Below are 18,074 nucleotides of genomic sequence, written 5' to 3'. Positions count from 1 at the left end.
ATATTTCCTGCCGGACCTGATTGACCACCGGGCGGTCCGGCCCGCTCGGCGGCTTGATTTACTGCATGCGTGCCGCGCGTGCGCGCGTGACCGAATACTGCAGCGTCGACGGTTGCAGCATCGCGTCGAAACTGACCGGCTCCTCGGCCGGGTGCACGACGAGCAGCGCCTGGATCGCGAAGTAGAGCGCGTTGGTGGCCTGCTCGTTCAGCTCGAACGTCACCTGCACCTGCTGCAGGCGCGGCTCGTGGCGCGCGATGGCCTGCTGGATCGACTTGCAGATGAATGCGCGGTCGTAGTGGCTCGCGAGGCTCAGCCCCGCGAAATCGTTCAGCCCGTAGGTCAGCACCGACTTCTGGCATTCCGGCAGCGCCGCCAGCTCGTTCTCGGTGTGCGCGATACGGGTGTTGAGGATCGCCTCGACGTCGCGGGCGACCGTGTTCTTGAGCTCGTCCAGCGACAATTGCCGCATCGCAGCCGAGGCCGGCAGATGCGGTTCGTCGTCGAACAGCTTGTCGAGAAAACTGGGTTCGAATCGTTTCATCGGCCGGTGTTGACAGCAAAAACGACAACGGGACGCGACGCGCCCCGTTGCCGCAACCGACCTTAGACCGCGTAGGTCTTGTCGTTCTTCGTCAGACTCCAGGCGCCTTGCGTGTTGCCGCCCTGGTTGCCGCCGATCTTCTGCTGGGTTTGCTTCCACTGCACGGCTGCGTACTTCAGCGAGAACGTCTCGAGCGGCAGACCTTCCTCGCGAACGCTCGGCGCGATGCTCGAGATGATCACGTACTTGAGCTTGACTTCCAGATACTGCACGCGCTTGCCTTCACCGTCCGCGCGCGAGAAATGGACCGTCACTTCGTCGAACGTGGTACCGCCCGAAGCGTGCTGATACAGCAGCGGGCTCGACGAATCGATTTCCTTCGTGAAGATCATGTCGCCGTGCTCGCAACGCGTCATCGTGTGACCGCCAGCGGTCGATGCGGTTGCCGAACGCGGCTGAACGATCGAGTGATCCCACGATTTCAGTTCGATCCAGCCTTGGTGGTCTTTATCCGCGGACTCGCCCTTCACCGCGGGACTACCAAACTGCAAGTGCATATGTAACATGGCCCTTCGACTCCCCAAAGAGGTGGTTTTAACGTCCTACCCAGGCGGCCCGCCCGGGCGATTTACTCGCTTATGAATTTGCCGGTTTGGGCAGATCAGCGACAAGTCGCAGAGAAATCGAGAGTTCGTCGAGCTGAAAGTGCGGGCGCAGGAACGCGACCGAACGATACGAGCCCGGCTTGCCCGGAATCTCCGACACTTGTATGGATGCCTCGCGCAGCGGAAATTGCGCTTTCTGTTCCTGCGAGGCGTTGTCGTCGAGCAGGACGTACTGCGAAATCCACCGGTTGAGGAAAGTCTCCACGTTCTGCGCCGATGCGAAGCTGCCGATCTTGTCCCGCATCATCGCCTTCAGGTAGTGCGCGACGCGCGATACCGAGAAGATGTACTGAAGCTGGGCGGACAGGACGGCGTTCGCGTTCGCGCTGTCGGTGCTGTATTTCTTGGGCTTCTGCACCGACTGCGCAGCGAAGAACGCGGCGTAATCTGAGTTCTTGCAATGGACGAGCGGGATGAAGCCGAGATCGCTCAGCTCCTTCTCGCGGCGATCGGTGATCGCGATTTCGGTCGGGCACTTCAGCGCGACTTCACCGTCGTCGGTCTTGAACGTGTGGGTCGGCAGATCCTCGACGAGGCCGCCGCCTTCGACGCCGCGGATCGCCGCGCACCAGCCGAAGTCGTCGAACGCGGCCGTCAGGCGGGCCGCGAAGGCCCATGCCGCGTTGCACCACAGGTACTTGTCGTGATCGGTGCCGTCGACGTCCTCGACGAAGTTGAAGTTCTCCGCGGTCTGGCCGTCCTTCGGATTGAACGGCAGGCGGCCGAGAAAGCGCGGCAGCGTCAGGCCGACGTAGCGCGAATCCTCGGCGTCGCGGAACGACTTCCACTTCGCGTATTCGACGGTGTCGAACACCTTGCCGAGATCGCGCGGCTTGCCGAGGTCGGAGAACGACTCGAGGCCGAGCAGCTCCGGCGACGCCGACGCGATGAATGGCGCATGTGCGGCCGCCGCAACGTGCGACATCTGCTCGATGAAGTACATGTCTTCCGGCTGGCGCGAGATCTCGTAATCGCCGATCAGCGCACCGAACGGCGAGCCGCCGAACGTGCCGAATTCCTCTTCGTAGACCTTCTTGAACAGCGCGCTCTGGTCGAACTCGCTCGCGCCCTTGAAATCACGCACGAGATCGCGCTTCGGCGCATGCAGCGCCTTGATCTTGATCGTCTGGCCCGTGTTGCTTTCCTTGACCAGATAATCCATCCCGCGCCACGTGCTTTCGAGGCGCTGGAATTCCGGCGCGTGCATCACGGCGGAAAGCTGCGTGGAAATCAGGCGGTCGAGCTCCGCGACGCGCGCGTCGATCGTGGCCGACAGGTTGTCCGACACGATCACCGTGCCGTCGAGCACCTGGTGCACGAGTTCGCCGATCAGGTCCTTCGCACGCGCATGCTCGGAATCGGATTTCGCGACCTTGCTCTTCTCGACGATGTCGTCGAGCAGCGAAGTCCCGGCGGCGTATTCCGCGCCGCTCGCTTGGGCCGCAGCCGTTTGCTGGTTCATCTCAACACTCCGTCGTCATTCGCCGTCTTTGTCGCCGCCGGTGCCCTTCGCGAGCTCCTGCAGCTGCTGCGTGTTCTTCAGCACCTCGGACAGCAGATCCTCGAGCTTGTCGTTGCCGGCGAGCTTGTTGCGCAGGTCGGCGAGCTTCGAGCGCGCCTCGAGCAGGCGGCGCAGCGGCTCGATCTGTTCGACGACTTCGTCCGGGCTGAAATCCGACAGCGAGCGGAACTTCAGGTCGACCGCGAACTTGCCGCCTTCCGGGCTCAGGCGGTTTTCCACCTGGAACGCGGCGCGCGGCTCGATCGCCTTCATCACGTCGTCGAAATTATCGCGGTCGATGTTGACGAATTTACGATCGCGCAGCTTCGGCTGCTCGATTTCGGACTGGCCCGCCAGATCGCCGACGACCCCGACGACGAACGGCAGCTCCTTCACCTCGATCGCATCGCCCTTCTCGACCTCGTAGGTCAGCTGGACGCGCGGCGGCCGTATTTTCTGCAAGCTTTTCTGAATGCTTTCTTTCTTGGCCATCTCGACGGCTCCCAGGTTAGTTGTGGTTATCGCGTCAGTTGCGGTTTCAGTTGCGCAGTGCGCCGAACGGGTCCGCGCTGCCCTTTTGCGCCACGGGCGGCGTCGGCGCGCTCGGTGCGGCCGGCGCAGCCGCATCGGCAGCCGGTGCGGCCCCGCCCTTCGGGCGATGGACGACGCGGCGCGGCGGACGCGGTTTCACGGTCTTGGTTTCCGGCGGAAACAGCGCCGATTCGCCGAGCGTATCGCGCAGTTGCTTCGCGAGCGCCTGCGCGTCGGACTTCGCATCGCCCGCGAGCGATGCGTCCTGGCGCAGCTCGCCGAGCGACTGCGTCGCGATCCGCAGGCCGGCGACGGCCAGCACGCTCTTCGCCTGACGATCGGTCGCGTCGCGCTGCAGCGCTTCCTGGGCGGCGACGATCGCCTGCCCGTAATGGTTTTGCGCGAACTGGATTTGCGCGATGCGCGACCACGGTTCCTCGCGCGTCGGATCCGACTTCGCGAGCTGCTGGTACAGGCCGAGCGCCTTGTCCTGGTCCCCCGCCTTCGCGACGGCGTCCGCATCGGCCAGCGACTTGTTGAACACTTCCGCAGTCGGCGGCGCGGGAGGCTGGCTCGCACAGCCGGCGATCACGCCGCAAGCCACCACTACCCCAGACAGTTTTGCGAACAGACGGTCTTTCATCGTTATATCCACCGGCGCGTGAGTTTTAAATCGTTGAGAATCTGGTTCTTTTGCTTTGCAAGAAGCGCGCGGGTATAGTACCGATCAATTTTTCATAATTCAATCGTCGTGTGAAGAGTAATTCCTTTTAAAACCGGGCGCTACCCCCTCGAATGGCCGATCGCTGCGGGCTCGCCGCGGTTTTTCCTCGGGTCGGATGCGCAAGTTTTACTGGTCGCACGACGCGCCGCCCGGACGGCGGAAAAAATTTCCGGGCGCTCGCCTGACGCGGGCGTGCTTAATAGTTGAACGGTGCAATGTCGGGGAGGCGCAGCGGACGCGGCAATACCCGGCAGTTTTGACAGGGATAAAGGCGGCACGCCGGAAAAACGATGAGATCGTCCATGATTCGCTACGCGCTGCCGCTGGTTGCCTGCGCCCTTCTGGCCGGATGCGCGGCCGCCCCGCTGCTCGGCTCGGCCGCGAGCGCCGTGATGTCCGCGGCCGGTATCGGCAAGCCCGAGGTGCCCGACGCGCAGAAGCCGCCGCGCAACATCGGGCTCACGCTGGCCGCCGCGCCGAACCTGAATGCCGCGACCGACCACAAGCCGCTCGCGCTCGTCGTCCGGCTTTATGCGCTGAAGGACCCGACCTCGTTCCAGCAGGCGCCGTTCGACGCATTTACCGATCCGACCAAGGAAAAAGCCGCACTCGGCGCCGATCTGCTGAATGTGCGCGAAATCACGCTGATTCCGGGCCAGCGCTATACGGCAACCGAGAAGGTATCGCGCGAGGCCCAGGCATTCGGCATCGTCGCGCTGTTCCGCGATCCCGCACTGCAACGATGGAAACTGACATTCGATCCGGCGAAATCGGAGAAATCCGGCATAATCATCGGCCTGCATAATTGCGCGATGACGGTCACCGACGGCACGGTCATCGCACCGCAACAAGGTGCGCCTTCGCAACCGCTGAATTTGCTGTCTTCGGTCTCTTGCGGTTAAACATGACGCACGGATGTCAATTAACAAGAGTTAACACTTGGCGATTTAATTCGGGCACGAACAAATCGATTACATCGCAACGCCACATTAACCGGATTTGACATGAGTTATTCGGCCAAGGTGCTGTGGGGGGAAGGGCTGTTCCTCCGGCCTCAACACTTTCAACGGCAGGACGCGTACCACGAGGCGCGCCTGTTCGAGTCCATCCAGGCGATCCAGCCGTACAACTGGGGCGTGCGCTCGGTGCGCATCGACCGCGACGCGCTCGGCAGCAACGTGCTGCGGGTCGCCGAGCTCGCGCTCGTGTTCCCGGACGGCGCGCTGTATGCCGCGCCGCAGGCAGACGATCTGCCGCCGCCGATCGCGCTGGATACGTTGCCCGACGGCATCAACGAATTCGTGTTCTATCTCGCGCTGCACCCGTTGCGCGAGAACGGCACCAACTACAGCGACGATCCGGCCGCCGGCTTCATGACGCGGTTCGTCAGCGAGCAGACGAGCGTCGCCGACAACTTCACCGACGCCGCCGAAGCCGACATCACGTTCCTGAAGACGCAGGTCAAGCTGATCGCGCACAGCGAGCCGCGCGACCAGCTGCTGTCGGTGCCGCTCGTACGCGTGCGCCGCACCGCGACGTCCGGCTTCGAGATCGACGACAGCTTCGTGCCACCGTGCCTCGCGATCGAAGCGTCGCCGATCCTGCACCAGCGGCTGCGCCAGCTGGTCGACGCGCTGCAGGCCAAGGTGAACGCGCTGTACGGCTTCCACCGCGAGCCGTCGAAGAACATCATCGAATTCCGCTCGGGCGACATCGCGTCGTTCTGGCTGCTGCATACGGCGAATGCCGCATTCGCGACGCTCGCGCACCTGCACCAGCACGCGGCGCTGCATCCGGAGCGGCTGTTCCAGGAACTGCTGCGCCTCGCGGGCCAGCTGATGACGTTCTCGAAGGGCTATACGCTCGCCGACCTGCCCGTGTACCGCCACGACGATCCGGGCCCGAGCTTCGCGCGCCTCGACCTGATGCTGCGCGAACTGCTCGACACCGTGATCTCGACGCGCTATTTCGCGATCACGCTCGACGAGGTGCGCCCGTCGTTCCACCTTGGCCGCCTCGATTCCGGCAAGATCGACGACAAGACCGAGTTTTACCTCGCGGTATCCGCGGACATGCCGAGCGTCGAGCTCGTCGATGCGGTGCCGGCCCGCTTCAAGGTCGGCGCGCCCGACGACGTCGACAAGCTTGTGCTGTCGGCGATGCCCGGCGTGCGGCTGTCGTACACGCCGCAGGTGCCGCCCGCGATTCCGGTGCGCCCCGGCGCGTGCTACTTCGCGCTCGATTCACGCAGCCCGCTGTACGAGCGCATGCTGCAGGCCCAGTCCGCGATGATCTACGCGCCGACTGGCATCAATGACCTGAAGTTCGAACTGATCGCGGTCACATCATGAGCTACGCGCCTTCCCTGTTCGGCGACAACGTGCCGCCGCCCCTGCATAGCCCGGCATCGACGGACTCCGCGTTCCAGGCCCGCTCGCTGCTCGATCTGCTGTACGACGGGTTCTTCATGCTGTTCCTGCTCAAGAACAAGCGGGAGCCGGACAGCGCCAGCGAGTTCAGCACGCGAATCCAGGAATTCCTGTCGGATTTCGAGCGCGGCGCGAAGAAGCTGAATATCGCCGCCGAGGATGTGTACGGCGCGAAGTTCGCGTTCTGCGCGGCCATCGACGAAATGGTGCTGTCGTCGCAGTTCAAGATCCGCGCGGATTGGGAACGCCGGCCGCTGCAGCTCGTGCTGTTCGGCGAGCAACTCGCGGGCGAGAAGTTCTTCCAGTATCTCGAGGAATGTCGTGCGCAGGGTGCGGCGCGATTGCAGTCGCTCGAGGTGTTTCATATGTGCCTGCTGCTCGGGTTCCAGGGCAAGTATCTGCTCGAGGGGCCGGAGAAGCTCGCGTATCTCACCGCGCGGCTTGGGGACGAGATCGCGCATATGAAGGGCAAGCGCGCGCCGTTCGCGCCGCATTGGCCGCTGCCGGATCAGATCGCGCACCGGTTGAAGCGGGAGGTGCCGGTTTGGGCGATCGGGACCGTGTTTGCGCTCGTTGCGTTGCTTGGGTATCTCGGGCTCAATACCTATCTCAAGGACAAGACGCTGCAGGCGTTGGCGCCGTATTCGCAGGTGATCAAGGTCGGGCCGGAATCGGCTAATTTGACGATTTCGTTGCCGTAAGAGGTGCGTGTTTTTTCGAATGCCGCTTCATGGAAAAAGGACCGCACTGGCGGTCCTTTTTCGCTGTGGCGTGGGGCGCGTGCCTCGTCAGAGCAGAATGAACTCGTCGTTGTCGACGTAGAACACGAACGCGTCGAACAATTGCGCGACGGTCGGTTCGTCGACCTGGTCATGCGCGTTGATCACGATGTCCTCGATCGTCGCGCTGTTCAGCGTGACGCGCCAGCCGGGTTGTGGGGCGGCGGCGGGCGGCGTGTCGACTTCGGTGTTGTCAGCGTCTTCGGTGAATACGCCCTCTGTATCTAGCGCCCACGGCGTTGGTGGCAGGCAAAGCCATCCGGAAAAGTCGCCAGGATGTTCAAGAATGTGCTGCAGCGACGCGGTGGTCGCGGGGGTGGTCGACATGGGTATTGCGGTTGAACGGGGTGAACGCGTTGCGGGGATAGGTCACGGTGGCAAGCCGTGATTATGCCGAATCCGGCCACCACCGGGCCTTATTGCTTTCCGCCGTCCGGACTCAGCAACACCCCGGCGATTTGTTGCCGGCACCCTTCTGTTCGGTGGCGATGCACAGAATTATTCCGGAAGCTGGCTCTGTCGTCTGACTGAGCACGTCATAGAAATATCGCTACTCGGCAAGCAGCGCAGGTGACGTCGATCGCTGAATCGTCTGCTGCAACACGCGTCCGGCCCGATCGTACTGCCCATCCTTGCTCGGCAGCACGCGCACCGTCTCGCGATGAAGATCGTCACGCTCGAACTGAACGTGCTCCTCGCCGTCGAGCAGCATCCCGTGCACATGCCCCGAGCCATACATCAACCAATCGACCGCATGCCCGTCCGGCCGAACGATACGCCGCCGATTGCCGAGTTCGTATTGATAAGCCGCCCCCCGCTCGGATCATAGATTACGACAGCTATATCGAGGCCGCGCCTTTGCTAAGCAAGTATGTCAACACCGTTTACTGCTTCAGCTGACTTAATCCGCAGCGCTCGCGCTCGCAAGTTTACTTTCTTAGAATAAAAAAGGTATCTACGACCTTTCCCGTCGATTTCAGGTTACTTAGCTGCACGAATTCCGGAATTGAAAAACTTCCTCTCAACCTCAACTCTTCCAATTTATGCCTAGCATACTCACGCGCTTCCGCGGACAGAACAATCTCCGCCCCATGTTTTTTATTTTTAAACCCATCATCCACCCCTTCTACAAACGTATAGCGCACAATCCCGCCGCTCGATCTATCATTCGCGACTATTTCAAATTTCTTACCGCCCCTAAGGTCACCGATGGCACCGAGAAACACCTCACCTTCTTTCGAATCGAAGATGAATGAGATTCCACCAAATTCTCGCAACACCTCCAGCATCATCGACACCCCTTATTCCCAATATCAAGCGGAACGTGCACGTTCTTTGTAACAACATGATTTTCATTACCTGTCGGCCGCAGGAACTCGAAGTGGGCATGAGGAGTATCCGGCGCGGTGGAACTACCCATTCCGTGACCGCCATTATAGGCTGATGGCGTCACTCGCATCTGACGCCTTCCCTCCAAACTCCGCCATTTTCCGGGCTCAACTTTCACCAAACCACCATCTAAAACTTCGTTCTCCCCTCCTTCAGCCCGCTCCTACAAATGATGCGCCGCCATTCGGACATTTTGTGTCAACTTATTAGATTTATCGTTTCCGAGCAGATCTGCGCCCCAAAAACCCGATACGTATTCGAGTCCGAGTGGATCATTCCAATCAATCGGGATAGAGGCATAAATCTGTAAATTCCCTCCACCTGCCAACCTGTTACCCGGTGCCAGATTCGGTTGGGGACTAAGGTTACCGTGTTGATCTGCGTCGTTGACGCAGTACCCACCAGGCCGGCGGCATGCCCAGCCAAGTGGGTCAATCCACCTTATCGGATTCGGAACGTATTGATAGGCGTTGATCCGCCAGCCAATCCGAGCGGATCCTTGGACACGAAGCGCCCCGAACTCGGATCGTAGTACCGATGCCGGTTTAGTGCAGGCCCGTCTAATTGCGTCGGTACTTGTGCCAGCTATAACACGTAGCCAAATCGCCGCCGCGAGTCGATCACACTTCCGTGTCCGACCGATCGCTACTCTTCATCGAAATATACAGTTGGCCCAATCAGTGAGACAAACTGACAACGAAAATCGATATTCACCGATTCACCGGAAATTTTTACTTCGTATCCATCAGAAAGCTTACCGATACCGAGGCTTGATATATTTCTCACCCCCCATCCAGACAAGCTCAGCCCATCGATTGATGCGCAATAAATTCCCACTCGACATTTATTGAAACCCTTCCACTTCTCGGGCGGCCGATCAGGAATTTGCCCTATTAAATCAAAATTTGCAACGAGCACCCTCCCATCTCTCTTCAGAGAAATATCAAATAAATCAATTTCCTCGGTCGTCGGGCTATAACTGAAAACTCGGCGCAACAACTCTGCACCGGCAAGATCCGTGAGATTTACGACGTTCACCTTCACCCTTCAAATGGATAATGTGCCTTCGCCTGACTCCGCCGGAGGTTTGAATTTGACCTATATTATTAGGCATTTTTACCTCTACCCATTCGATCTAAATTTTTAATATGCTCGATCACTGCTCGTTACAGTGTCGATGGCGTTTTTCCACAGTGCCAGATTGCCGTCGCCAAATTAACAAAGGGCTGCAACGCAACCCTTTTTCTGTTAACGCATATAGACCGTCTTCAAAAGCTCTTCTTTTTCAATCTCGTACACATATGTTACTCCACGCCCATTCTTATATACCCCCTGATCCGCAATCTCAAAGGGCACACCATTAACCTCATATGCCGGAAGAGGAACAAATGAGACAGCAACCAAACTCTCATTTTTTCCAAAGTCGATCGAAACTTTGTAAAAATTTAAAGACCATTGACCTTTTGATAATTTCTTAAATTCATCCAAAGCCAGACCAAATATCTTGAAGCAATTACCTTTGAACGAGTAGTCACTTGGATATTTATTCACCAACTCCATAACATCCTCTTGGCTATAGCTCACGCGCGCCTCCCATGACTGTATAAACCTTGATCTTGCCGCTTGGCGTACCTAAATATGAACGATGACACTTGTTCTTAAGTGTGGCAAGAGCAGTAATCTCCTTGTCTCTCCTTGAGAAATCATCGCTATTGAAACTATCCCTGCTTGGATCTGATGTCCTGACAATTTCTCCATTCGCCCCCAGCACCGAATAATCTCCATGCGTATGATAGTCGCCTACGATGGTTGCACCCTTCGGTATTTGTGGCAGCGCCAACGCAGGGATGAAAGTTCTGCCCGTGCCAGGTACAGGGATCGTCGCGAAGTACTGACCGCCTTTTTCATAGACTAATCCGCCGAATTCTTTGTTGGTACGGATCGACTTACCCATGACTGATTCAAGCGCGCTGCGTGCAGCAGCATCGGCACATCCCCCGCTATGAGGCGTTCGAGCTAGTCCGAGCGGATCAGTCCAATGAATAGGGTTATTGGCGTACTGGAATAGATTGATGCCACCCGTAAGGCCAATCGGATCGTTGCTTATGAACCGTCCGCTATCCGGATCGTAATGCCGATGCCGGTTGTAATGCAGCCCCGTTTCGTCATCAAAATGCTGCCCCTGGAATCGCAGCAAACTTCTCGCCACAATCCCTGCCGCCTTCGACGCCCGCGCAATCACCTCCCGCGCTTCGCCCCAAGCCTTGTACGACGCTTCCCAGACCACATCGCCATCATCGTCCGTTAGAAGCTGCGGCGTACCGATCTGATCACAGTGGTAATAGAACACCACCGCATCACCCCGCCGCTCCGGCACCTTCTGCAGCGGGTCTTCCTCGGGCACATAGCGGTCGGTACTCGTCCATACCGGCGTCTCGATCCCCTCAACCGGCCCCGCCACATACTGCGCCAGCGGCACGAACGTCCCCGGCTCGTAGAGATAATGCGTGCCGCGCTCGCCATCACTCTCATACGCCAGCGCGTCACCATCCCATCCGAACACCGTCCGCTCGCCGTTCACCTCCTTCGCAATACGACGACCGAACGCGTCATAGAAATACCGCGCCTGACTCTGCCGCGCCGTCTCGGCAACCCGCGCGGACAGCAAGCGATTGAATTCATCCCACTCGTATTCCTGCTCACCCGCCGGCGTACGCTTGCGCACCAGATTCCCGCGCGCGTCGTACTCGAAGTGCATCCCCGCATACGCCTTCAGCAGGTTCCCGAGCACCTTCGGCACCTCGACCGGCAACGTGCTTTCCGGCCGCACCGGGCTCGGACGCGATGCAGGCGTCTCGGCAGTTCGCACCGGCTCGATGATGTTGCTCGCCGGATCGAACGCGAACCGCTCCTTCGCGACGGGACTGATCGCCTCGATCAAACGCCCGACAGGATCGTATCGATAGTCGGTCCCGCCCTTGCGACTGTCCTCGATCCGCGACAACTGCCCCACCGCGTCATAGCGATAGCGCCGCTCGGCAAGCGGCGCGGGCGACGTTGACCGCTGGATCGTCTGCTGCAGCACGCGCCCTGCCGGATCGTAGTGCGTGCGCTGCCCGACCTTGCTCGACAGCACACGCACCGTCTCGCGATGCAAGTCATCGCGCTCGAACTGCACACGCTCCTCGCCGTCGAGCAGCATCCCGTGCACATGCCCCGAGCCATACATCAACCAGTCGACCGCATGCCCGTCCGGCCGAACGGTACGCCGCCGATTGCCGAGTTCGTCGTATTCGTGATGCCACACGTAGCTGCGCCGGTCGCCGAACAGAACGTAGGCGTGATGTTCACGCACCAGATTGCCGACCGGATCGAAGAAGAACTGCACGCGACTGTACCGATTCACCGCGTCGATCAACCTGCCGCTCGGATCGTAGGCAAACCGTTCCTCGCTGTCCCCGCGACGCGCTTCAGCAGCCGGCCGTTCGCGTCGACGTCGACCGACGTCACGCAACCCGCTTCATCGATCGAAACGAGACTGCCGCTGTCCGGATCGTACTGATAACGCGTCGACTTGCCGTCGAAGGCGATTTCCTCGATCAGCCGCCCTGCCGGATCGTAGCGGAACTGGTACGTCGCAAAGTTGGCATCGGTCAGCGCGGTCAGGCGCCCGAGACGATCGTAGCGATACGCGATCGTCTGCCCGAGCGCGTCCGCGCGGCTCGCGATACGGCCAACGGCATCGTAGCCATATCGCGTCGACCGATTGAGTTGATCCGTATGCCCGAGCAATCGACCTTCAGCGTCGTACTGCACGTGTTCGATGCCGGCCGGCGAACGAATCTCCGTCAACTGGCCGTTCGGGCCATATGCATAAGCAACGACGCCCCCGGACGCATCCTTTGTCTCGATCGCACGCCCGATATCGTCATAGCGCCACGCCGTCTTCTTTCCGGAACAGTCCGTGTAGCCGGTCAATTGCCCGGCGGCGTTGTATTCGAGCGCCTTCGATCCGCCCTTGGCATCGGTGATCTGTGTCGGCAGCCCCTTGTCGTTATACCTGTACTTCGTCGAGTGCTCGAGCGGATCGATTTCCTCGACGAGATTGCCCGCATCGTCGTACTTGCGCTGCCAGACATGCCCATTCGGATCGACGAGCCGGATCATCTGGTCCTTGTCGTCGTATGCCATCTCGACAATGCTGCCGTCAGCGCGCTCGTGCCATGTCCGGTTACCGCGCGCGTCGTAACGCATCTGCTCGACGCTGCCGTCCGGCAGAATGTGCAACGTCAGATTGTTGTGCTCGTCGCGGCGGAACCACTCCTCATTCCCATCCGGATAGGCGATCCGATAAACGTAGCCCTTGATGTTGAAGTAATAACGCGTCGTCTGACCGAGCGCATCGGTCACGTAGGTCAATCGGATGTTCGGATGCCACGCAAGACGGATATCGAGGCTGCCATCGTCCGCGTACTCGCGCACGCATTTCGCATTCGCGTTGTCGTCAGCGTCCACGCCGTCCCACTCAAGCGACATCCCGCGGCCGGTGCGATCGGTATAGCGCGTGACGAGATGTCGGTCGTACTGGTAGTTCCACGCGTTGCCGTGCCGATCGGTTGCGCGTATCAGATCGGCCGCTTCGTCATAGGCGTAGCTCGCGAGCGTGCGACGCTTACCGTCTTCGAGCACCTGTTCGATCAGTACGATCCGGCCGTGCTTGTCGTGCTCGAACGACAGCACGTTACCGCTCGCATCAATCAGGCGCGCCACGTGGTCGCGCGCATCGTAGTCGAGCGTGATCGTGTTACCCGCGCGATCTTTCTGCATCGCCAGCCTGAACGCGTTGCCACGCCGTTCATACACATGCAATTCGTCATGGCCGTACGCAATCGTCACCCACGTATCGTCGAGTCGCGACAGCGTCAGGTTTTCCGAGAGATCGTCATGCACGCTTCCGGCTGCGAGCGCGCGATATTCAATGCTGCGCCCGCTGGCATCACGGTAGAACCATGTGTCGCCTTCTATATCGATGCGCGTCGTGTACGGCGTAATCCATCGCGCGCCGAGTTCTCCGGTGTCGTATGCGGACAGACGTGACCGATAAGTACGCGCCCAGACAAGCGGCAATGCGCCGGGCAGTTCAAAGTCCGTATGCGTGAACGTCTCATCGCCGAAAGCAAAATCGATCGATCCGGTCGACGCGCCGACCCCGCAACCTTTGCAGGGGCTCTGGCCAGGCCCCTCCGGATGCGCATGCTGCTCGACCGCACCCACCGGCTCCTGCGGGCGATCATGATGTGCCCTTCCCTTGCCGCCGGTCGGCACGTCGGCGGTCTTTTCACGAAGCTTGCCGCCCGCCCGCACCCGTGCCACGGCCTCGATCACTTGCGCGATCAGCCAGAGCATCTTGCCTTCTTCGCTGCCATTCAGATCACGGATGGCCTTCGCGACTTTCGGCGCTTCAGTCTTCAGGAAGGCGACGATATCGCGAAACGGTTGGAGCCACGAATCCGGCGCCAGCTTCGCGGCGGTCCCGACCGTCGCGTTTCCGGCTTCCTTGCCCAACGCGATCGAACCTTCGTAACCGTACTCGAACGCATCGACCAAGAGCTTCGGGTTGTACCAGGATCGCTCGCCCATCTTCCGCGCGATCTGCTGCGTACGTCGCACGTTCGCACTACTGTCGAAAATCTGCCCTTTGAGGGCAAGCTCGAGTCCGCTGGCAATACCGACCATCAATTCCTGCGCCTTGGCCGCGCAGTCATTCAGCAGATCGACAAGGACTTCCTGCAACGTCTTCAGGAAGTTCTCGATTTCCGTCGCGGCCGCGGCGTTGACGTGTGCAACGAGCACGCCAATGATCGCCGCCCCGAGATTGCCGCGAGACACCAGCAACTGATTGCGCACAAGCGCCAACAGCGGCCGCGCCGACAGTCGGAACGACGCCAGCGGCGGCGGAACCGGAATGACCCCGATCAGGTTGATCGCGAGTCCAAGGTAATCGAGCAGGTCGGCATGACGCTTCTCGACGATCGTCACGATGTCGCACACGGCATCGTAGAACGCCATCAGGTTGCCGATGATCGGCACCGCACTCGCGACGGTTTTGAGGTCCTCGAACGAAATGTGATTGCCGCTGATCTTGAGCAACCACTTATTGAAACGGTCGCCCCCCGCCGCCACGTCTTTCGGTGAAATATCGCTGAGCCAGGAAACAGCCTGTTCCTTCTCTGCACCGGGTGGAAGTTGTTGTGCCATGTCGTTGTTCGTTCAATTCGTTTTTTTCAAGACGGCTGACGAGCCGCCCTCTCAGGATTTCAACGGTCCGCCAAACCCGCTTGTCGGCAGCTTCATGCCCGTCACGCCCGCGGCCGACGCCACGGTCGTGGCGCCCTTGCCCGCGATACCGGCCACGCCAGGCAATGCACCGGGCAACGCGCCCTGCAACGCCCCGGACGCCGCATTCGCAGCCGGCGCGGCCAGCGCGGCAAGCCCGCCCTGACGAGCGGCCTGGACCATCCCGGCCACCTGCTTCGCCGCACCGCTCAGGCTCGAGGCGGTCTGCAACGCGGACGCCACGCCGGCGCCACCCAACGCGGTCGCAGCAGCCGGCAATGCGGCGCTCGCGAGCCCGCCGAGGGCCGCACCTGCGCCGCCGCCGCTCACCAGCCCCATCGCCGCGGTCGTCGCGGCCGGCGCCATCCCTTGCAGCTGACTCGCGAGCTGTCCGCTCGCCGCGGCCTGCGCAGCCTCGGGCGACGGTTGCACGGGCTCCGCCGGCCACTTCGCCTGCTTGAAATAGTTCGCCGGCTGATCCGACTCGCGCGGGTCTTTCCCGAATTCGACGCGCACTGCCCCCGGCGGCAAGCCGCTCACGACCGTATAGCCGCTGTTGTCGAGTGCGCCTTTCTTCAGCACGGCGCCGTTCACGTCCTTCACCGTGAACAGGCCGCCCTTCACCGCCTCGCCGTTCACGTACTTGTGAAACAGTTCGAGCTGCCCCGGCTGATCCGGCCGCGGGCTCGGCAGCGGATACCCCATGCTCGCCGGCCCCGCGAACGTATGCGACGCCCCCTTCACATCGACCGCGCCCGGCGTATGAATCTCGATGTCGCCGTCCTTGATGCGGATATATCCGCCACCACTCGTCAGCAGAATCCCCTGATCGGCCGCGATCTCGATCCGGTCCGTCGCCGACACCACTCTCACCGCCTTCTGCGCGGTCACCTCGATGTTGTCCGACTGCGCCTGGATCTCGACCTTGCCCTTGCCCGCGAACAGCTTCATCCCCGCGTTCTGCACGAACAGGCTCAGCTTCTGCCCGATGCTGCCGATCAGCGACTTGCCCGCGGCCACGTGCACGCTCTGACCGCTCGCCACGTTCACGTGATCGTTCGCGACCATATGCACCGACTGCTGCGTCGACATCCCGATTCCCGACGGGCTGCCGAACAGCATCACCGGTTCCTTGAACGCGTTCGCGTTACCGGTGCCGCCGCCCGCCGTGCGGCCGCCCGCCGCGCTGCCCGACTGGCTGTCCTGCGTCGCGTCCGTGAACGCGCGCATCGTGTCCTGCGCGTCCTTCAGGCTCTCCGCCTGATGCTGCTCGCTCACGCCCGACATCGCCTCGACCAGGCTCTCGCCCGCCACGAGCTGCTGCTGCGCCTCCTTCACGTCGAGCGGCTGGCTGTTCGCCGCCTTCGGGTGCGTCGTCACGTACAGGCCCTGGCTCGCCCGCACCGCGCCATACGCATCCGAGCGCAGATCGAAACCGCTGCCCAGATACGACCCGCGCGCATTGCCGTTCTGGTCGATGATGTAGCCCAGATGCAGCAGGCTGTTCGCGCTGCTGCTCATCAGTTGCACGCGGTTCTGCCCAGTCGCGTCGTCCATCACGAGCTGGTTGTAGCCGCCGCCCGAATACTCCTTCGATCGATAGCCGGACAGAATCCCGTCGCTATGCCACTGCGGCTGGTTCGCGCCGTTGTACACGCGCCCCACGGCCAGCGGCCGGTCGCAGTCGCCGCCGACGTAGTCGATCAGCACTTCCTCGCCGATGCGCGGCACGTGCACACCGCCGTAGCCGCCGCCCGTATCCGACTGCACGACGCGCACCCAGCACGACGCGTTCTCGTTGCCCGGGTTCAGGCGATCCCACACGAACTGCACGCGAATCCGGTTCAGCTCGTCGGTATAAACCTCCTCGCCCTGCGGCCCGACGACGATCGCCGTCTCGAGGTGCATCTCCGGCTTGCGATGCTCGAACGGGCTGCGATACGGCACGTTCACGCGCTGCGCTTCGACCTCGACGAGATAGAAGCCGACCGAGCCGTCGTCGTGCGGCACGCGAAACGCGGGGTCGGCACCGTAGCCCTCCTGCGCTTGCGTCAACGCGTCGCGCAGGCTGTACGGAAAATCCGCGCTGCCGTTCGAAACGGGCAGGTTGTTCTCGATCCACCATTCGACGCCGATCGCCGCGAATTCGCGCTGGTCGGCCGGATCGCGATCGTGTTCGGGATGATCCGCCAGCGTGAAGCGCCGGCCGGCATCGATCGCACGCACGCCGCCCGCGCCGTGGAAGCGCTTCGCCTCCGACTCCCACTGCTCCATCCGGATCTTCGTCAGATGATCGCCGCGTGTCTGGTCCAGATACGTGTACGCACCGGTGTATTCGTAGACTTCGAGCTGATCGGGCAATTCGCCCTGACCGGCCATCGTCGGCAACGACGTGCCTTTCGGATTCGACGGCTGCGCGGGATTCTTGTAGTCGAACGTGCGCGTCGATCGCGTGACGCTCTGCAGCGTGCGCGTGCCCGACCATTGCGTGAACGCATCGGCTTCGCTCGCCGCCCCGCCACGATAGAAGCGCACGGTCTGCGGCGACAGCGGCGCGAACGTCTGCAGGTTGTCGGTCACCACGAGCGTGTGCGACTTGCCGTCGTCGGCCTGCTGCCACGCGCAGTAGAGCCCTTCGTCCTCCATCAGCCGATGCACGAAATGCCAGTCGATATCGTGCTGTCGCGTGTACGAGCGGTTCGGCAACGGCTTCGACAGCGCAAAGCGGAAATGGCCTTTCGCCTGCGGATGCTGGTTCAGCACGTCGCTGATGATCTGGTCGACGGTCGTATCGTTCCAGATCCGCTGGTCGCGACGGAACTTCAGGAAATGGGTGAAATCGGCGAACGTGAGCTGATAGGTCGTGAGCCCGCCGTCGGCGCCCAGACGACGCGCGGTGTGCACGTAGCCATTCACGGGCCGATAGCTGCGATCGCCTTGCTGAATCCACAACGTGACCGGCTGCGCGATCAGCTTTTTAAGCTCCAGATCGCTATCGGTCGACAGCACGTCGAGCGTGAACTCGTACGCGCGCCCGATCCGCGAACGGCCAACTGCCCGTTGCACGGTCAGGACGTTGCTCCCCAATGGCGTATCGAGCTTCAACAACCGGTCCTGCTGAAGCAACCCGCCGCGCAATGCGGCGATTGTGTTCTGCATGTTCATGGCTACGGCCT

The 18,074-nt window shown here is 61.2% G+C and carries 13 protein-coding genes and 3 pseudogenes; 3 read left to right on the top strand and 13 right to left on the bottom strand.

Features of this window, described 5'->3' with window-relative positions:
• Nucleotides 1–58 precede the first annotated feature (58 nt).
• The 5 genes from tssE to SY91_RS04485 form a co-directional block, all read right to left on the bottom strand.
• Nucleotides 59–544, bottom strand: a complete 486-nt coding sequence (gene tssE, locus SY91_RS04505) for a type VI secretion system baseplate subunit TssE (protein ID WP_006477092.1) — start codon at nt 542–544, stop codon at nt 59–61.
• Nucleotides 545–606: 62 nt separating this feature from the next.
• Nucleotides 607–1,110: an Hcp family type VI secretion system effector gene (locus SY91_RS04500; RefSeq protein WP_006477093.1), complete on the bottom strand. Its 504-nt coding sequence runs from the start codon at nt 1,108–1,110 to the stop codon at nt 607–609.
• Between the two features lie 70 nt (nt 1,111–1,180).
• Complete coding sequence (gene tssC / locus SY91_RS04495; RefSeq protein WP_006477094.1) at nt 1,181–2,671, bottom strand: type VI secretion system contractile sheath large subunit; 1,491 nt, start codon at nt 2,669–2,671, stop codon at nt 1,181–1,183.
• A gap of 15 nt (nt 2,672–2,686) precedes the next feature.
• Nucleotides 2,687–3,202 carry a type VI secretion system contractile sheath small subunit gene (gene tssB / locus SY91_RS04490; RefSeq protein ID WP_023476219.1) on the bottom strand — a complete coding sequence of 172 codons (516 nt, stop codon included), beginning with the start codon at nt 3,200–3,202 and terminating at the stop codon, nt 2,687–2,689.
• Nucleotides 3,203–3,248: 46 nt separating this feature from the next.
• Nucleotides 3,249–3,884 (bottom strand): tetratricopeptide repeat protein, encoded by a 636-nt coding sequence (locus SY91_RS04485; protein ID WP_011546581.1) that lies wholly within the window; start codon nt 3,882–3,884, stop codon nt 3,249–3,251.
• 371 nt (nt 3,885–4,255) lie between these two features.
• On the opposite strand from SY91_RS04485, the gene tssJ reads away from it, so the two are divergent.
• The 3 genes from tssJ to icmH all read left to right on the top strand — a co-directional run bounded on the left by tssJ (nt 4,256) and on the right by icmH (nt 7,095).
• Complete coding sequence (gene tssJ, locus SY91_RS04480) at nt 4,256–4,867, top strand: type VI secretion system lipoprotein TssJ (RefSeq protein ID WP_006477097.1); 612 nt, start codon at nt 4,256–4,258, stop codon at nt 4,865–4,867.
• A gap of 102 nt (nt 4,868–4,969) precedes the next feature.
• On the top strand, nt 4,970–6,316 hold the full coding sequence (gene tssK, locus SY91_RS04475; RefSeq protein ID WP_006477098.1) for a type VI secretion system baseplate subunit TssK: 1,347 nt from the start codon (nt 4,970–4,972) through the stop codon (nt 6,314–6,316).
• Complete coding sequence (gene icmH / locus SY91_RS04470) at nt 6,313–7,095, top strand: type IVB secretion system protein IcmH/DotU (protein ID WP_023476215.1); 783 nt, start codon at nt 6,313–6,315, stop codon at nt 7,093–7,095. The genes tssK and icmH overlap by 4 nt, the downstream gene beginning before the upstream one ends.
• Before the next feature lie 87 nt (nt 7,096–7,182).
• Here icmH and SY91_RS04465 read toward each other — a convergent pair whose 3' ends face one another.
• From SY91_RS04465 to tssI, 8 genes and pseudogenes are all read right to left on the bottom strand, one after another.
• Nucleotides 7,183–7,500 carry a hypothetical protein gene (locus SY91_RS04465; RefSeq protein ID WP_023476214.1) on the bottom strand — a complete coding sequence of 106 codons (318 nt, stop codon included), beginning with the start codon at nt 7,498–7,500 and terminating at the stop codon, nt 7,183–7,185.
• Nucleotides 7,501–7,726: 226 nt separating this feature from the next.
• Nucleotides 7,727–7,969: pseudogene (locus SY91_RS34935) on the bottom strand (type IV secretion protein Rhs); the annotation flags it as partial.
• 133 nt (nt 7,970–8,102) lie between these two features.
• Nucleotides 8,103–8,471 (bottom strand): hypothetical protein, encoded by a 369-nt coding sequence (locus tag SY91_RS04455; protein ID WP_143279879.1) that lies wholly within the window; start codon nt 8,469–8,471, stop codon nt 8,103–8,105.
• Nucleotides 8,472–8,980: 509 nt separating this feature from the next.
• A pseudogene (locus SY91_RS34930) lies at nt 8,981–9,108 on the bottom strand (RHS repeat-associated core domain-containing protein); the annotation flags it as partial.
• A gap of 99 nt (nt 9,109–9,207) precedes the next feature.
• The gene (locus SY91_RS04445) at nt 9,208–9,600 is read right to left on the bottom strand and encodes an Imm50 family immunity protein (protein ID WP_185921093.1); all 393 of its coding nucleotides are present in this window, start codon (nt 9,598–9,600) and stop codon (nt 9,208–9,210) included.
• Between the two features lie 210 nt (nt 9,601–9,810).
• Nucleotides 9,811–10,146, bottom strand: coding sequence for a hypothetical protein (locus tag SY91_RS04440; protein ID WP_185921092.1), 336 nt, complete (start codon nt 10,144–10,146; stop codon nt 9,811–9,813).
• A pseudogene (locus tag SY91_RS04430) lies at nt 10,136–14,820 on the bottom strand (RHS repeat-associated core domain-containing protein). Before SY91_RS04430 ends, SY91_RS04440 begins: the two are co-directional and overlap by 11 nt.
• A gap of 51 nt (nt 14,821–14,871) precedes the next feature.
• On the bottom strand, nt 14,872–18,063 hold the full coding sequence (tssI, locus tag SY91_RS04425) for a type VI secretion system Vgr family protein (protein WP_185921091.1): 3,192 nt from the start codon (nt 18,061–18,063) through the stop codon (nt 14,872–14,874).
• Nucleotides 18,064–18,074: the final 11 nt, after the last annotated feature.

Source organism: Burkholderia cenocepacia (assembly GCF_014211915.1).
GTDB lineage: Bacteria > Pseudomonadota > Gammaproteobacteria > Burkholderiales > Burkholderiaceae > Burkholderia > Burkholderia orbicola.
Note: the sequence above shows the minus strand (reverse complement) of the source record. Positions and strands in the feature narration are given on the sequence as shown.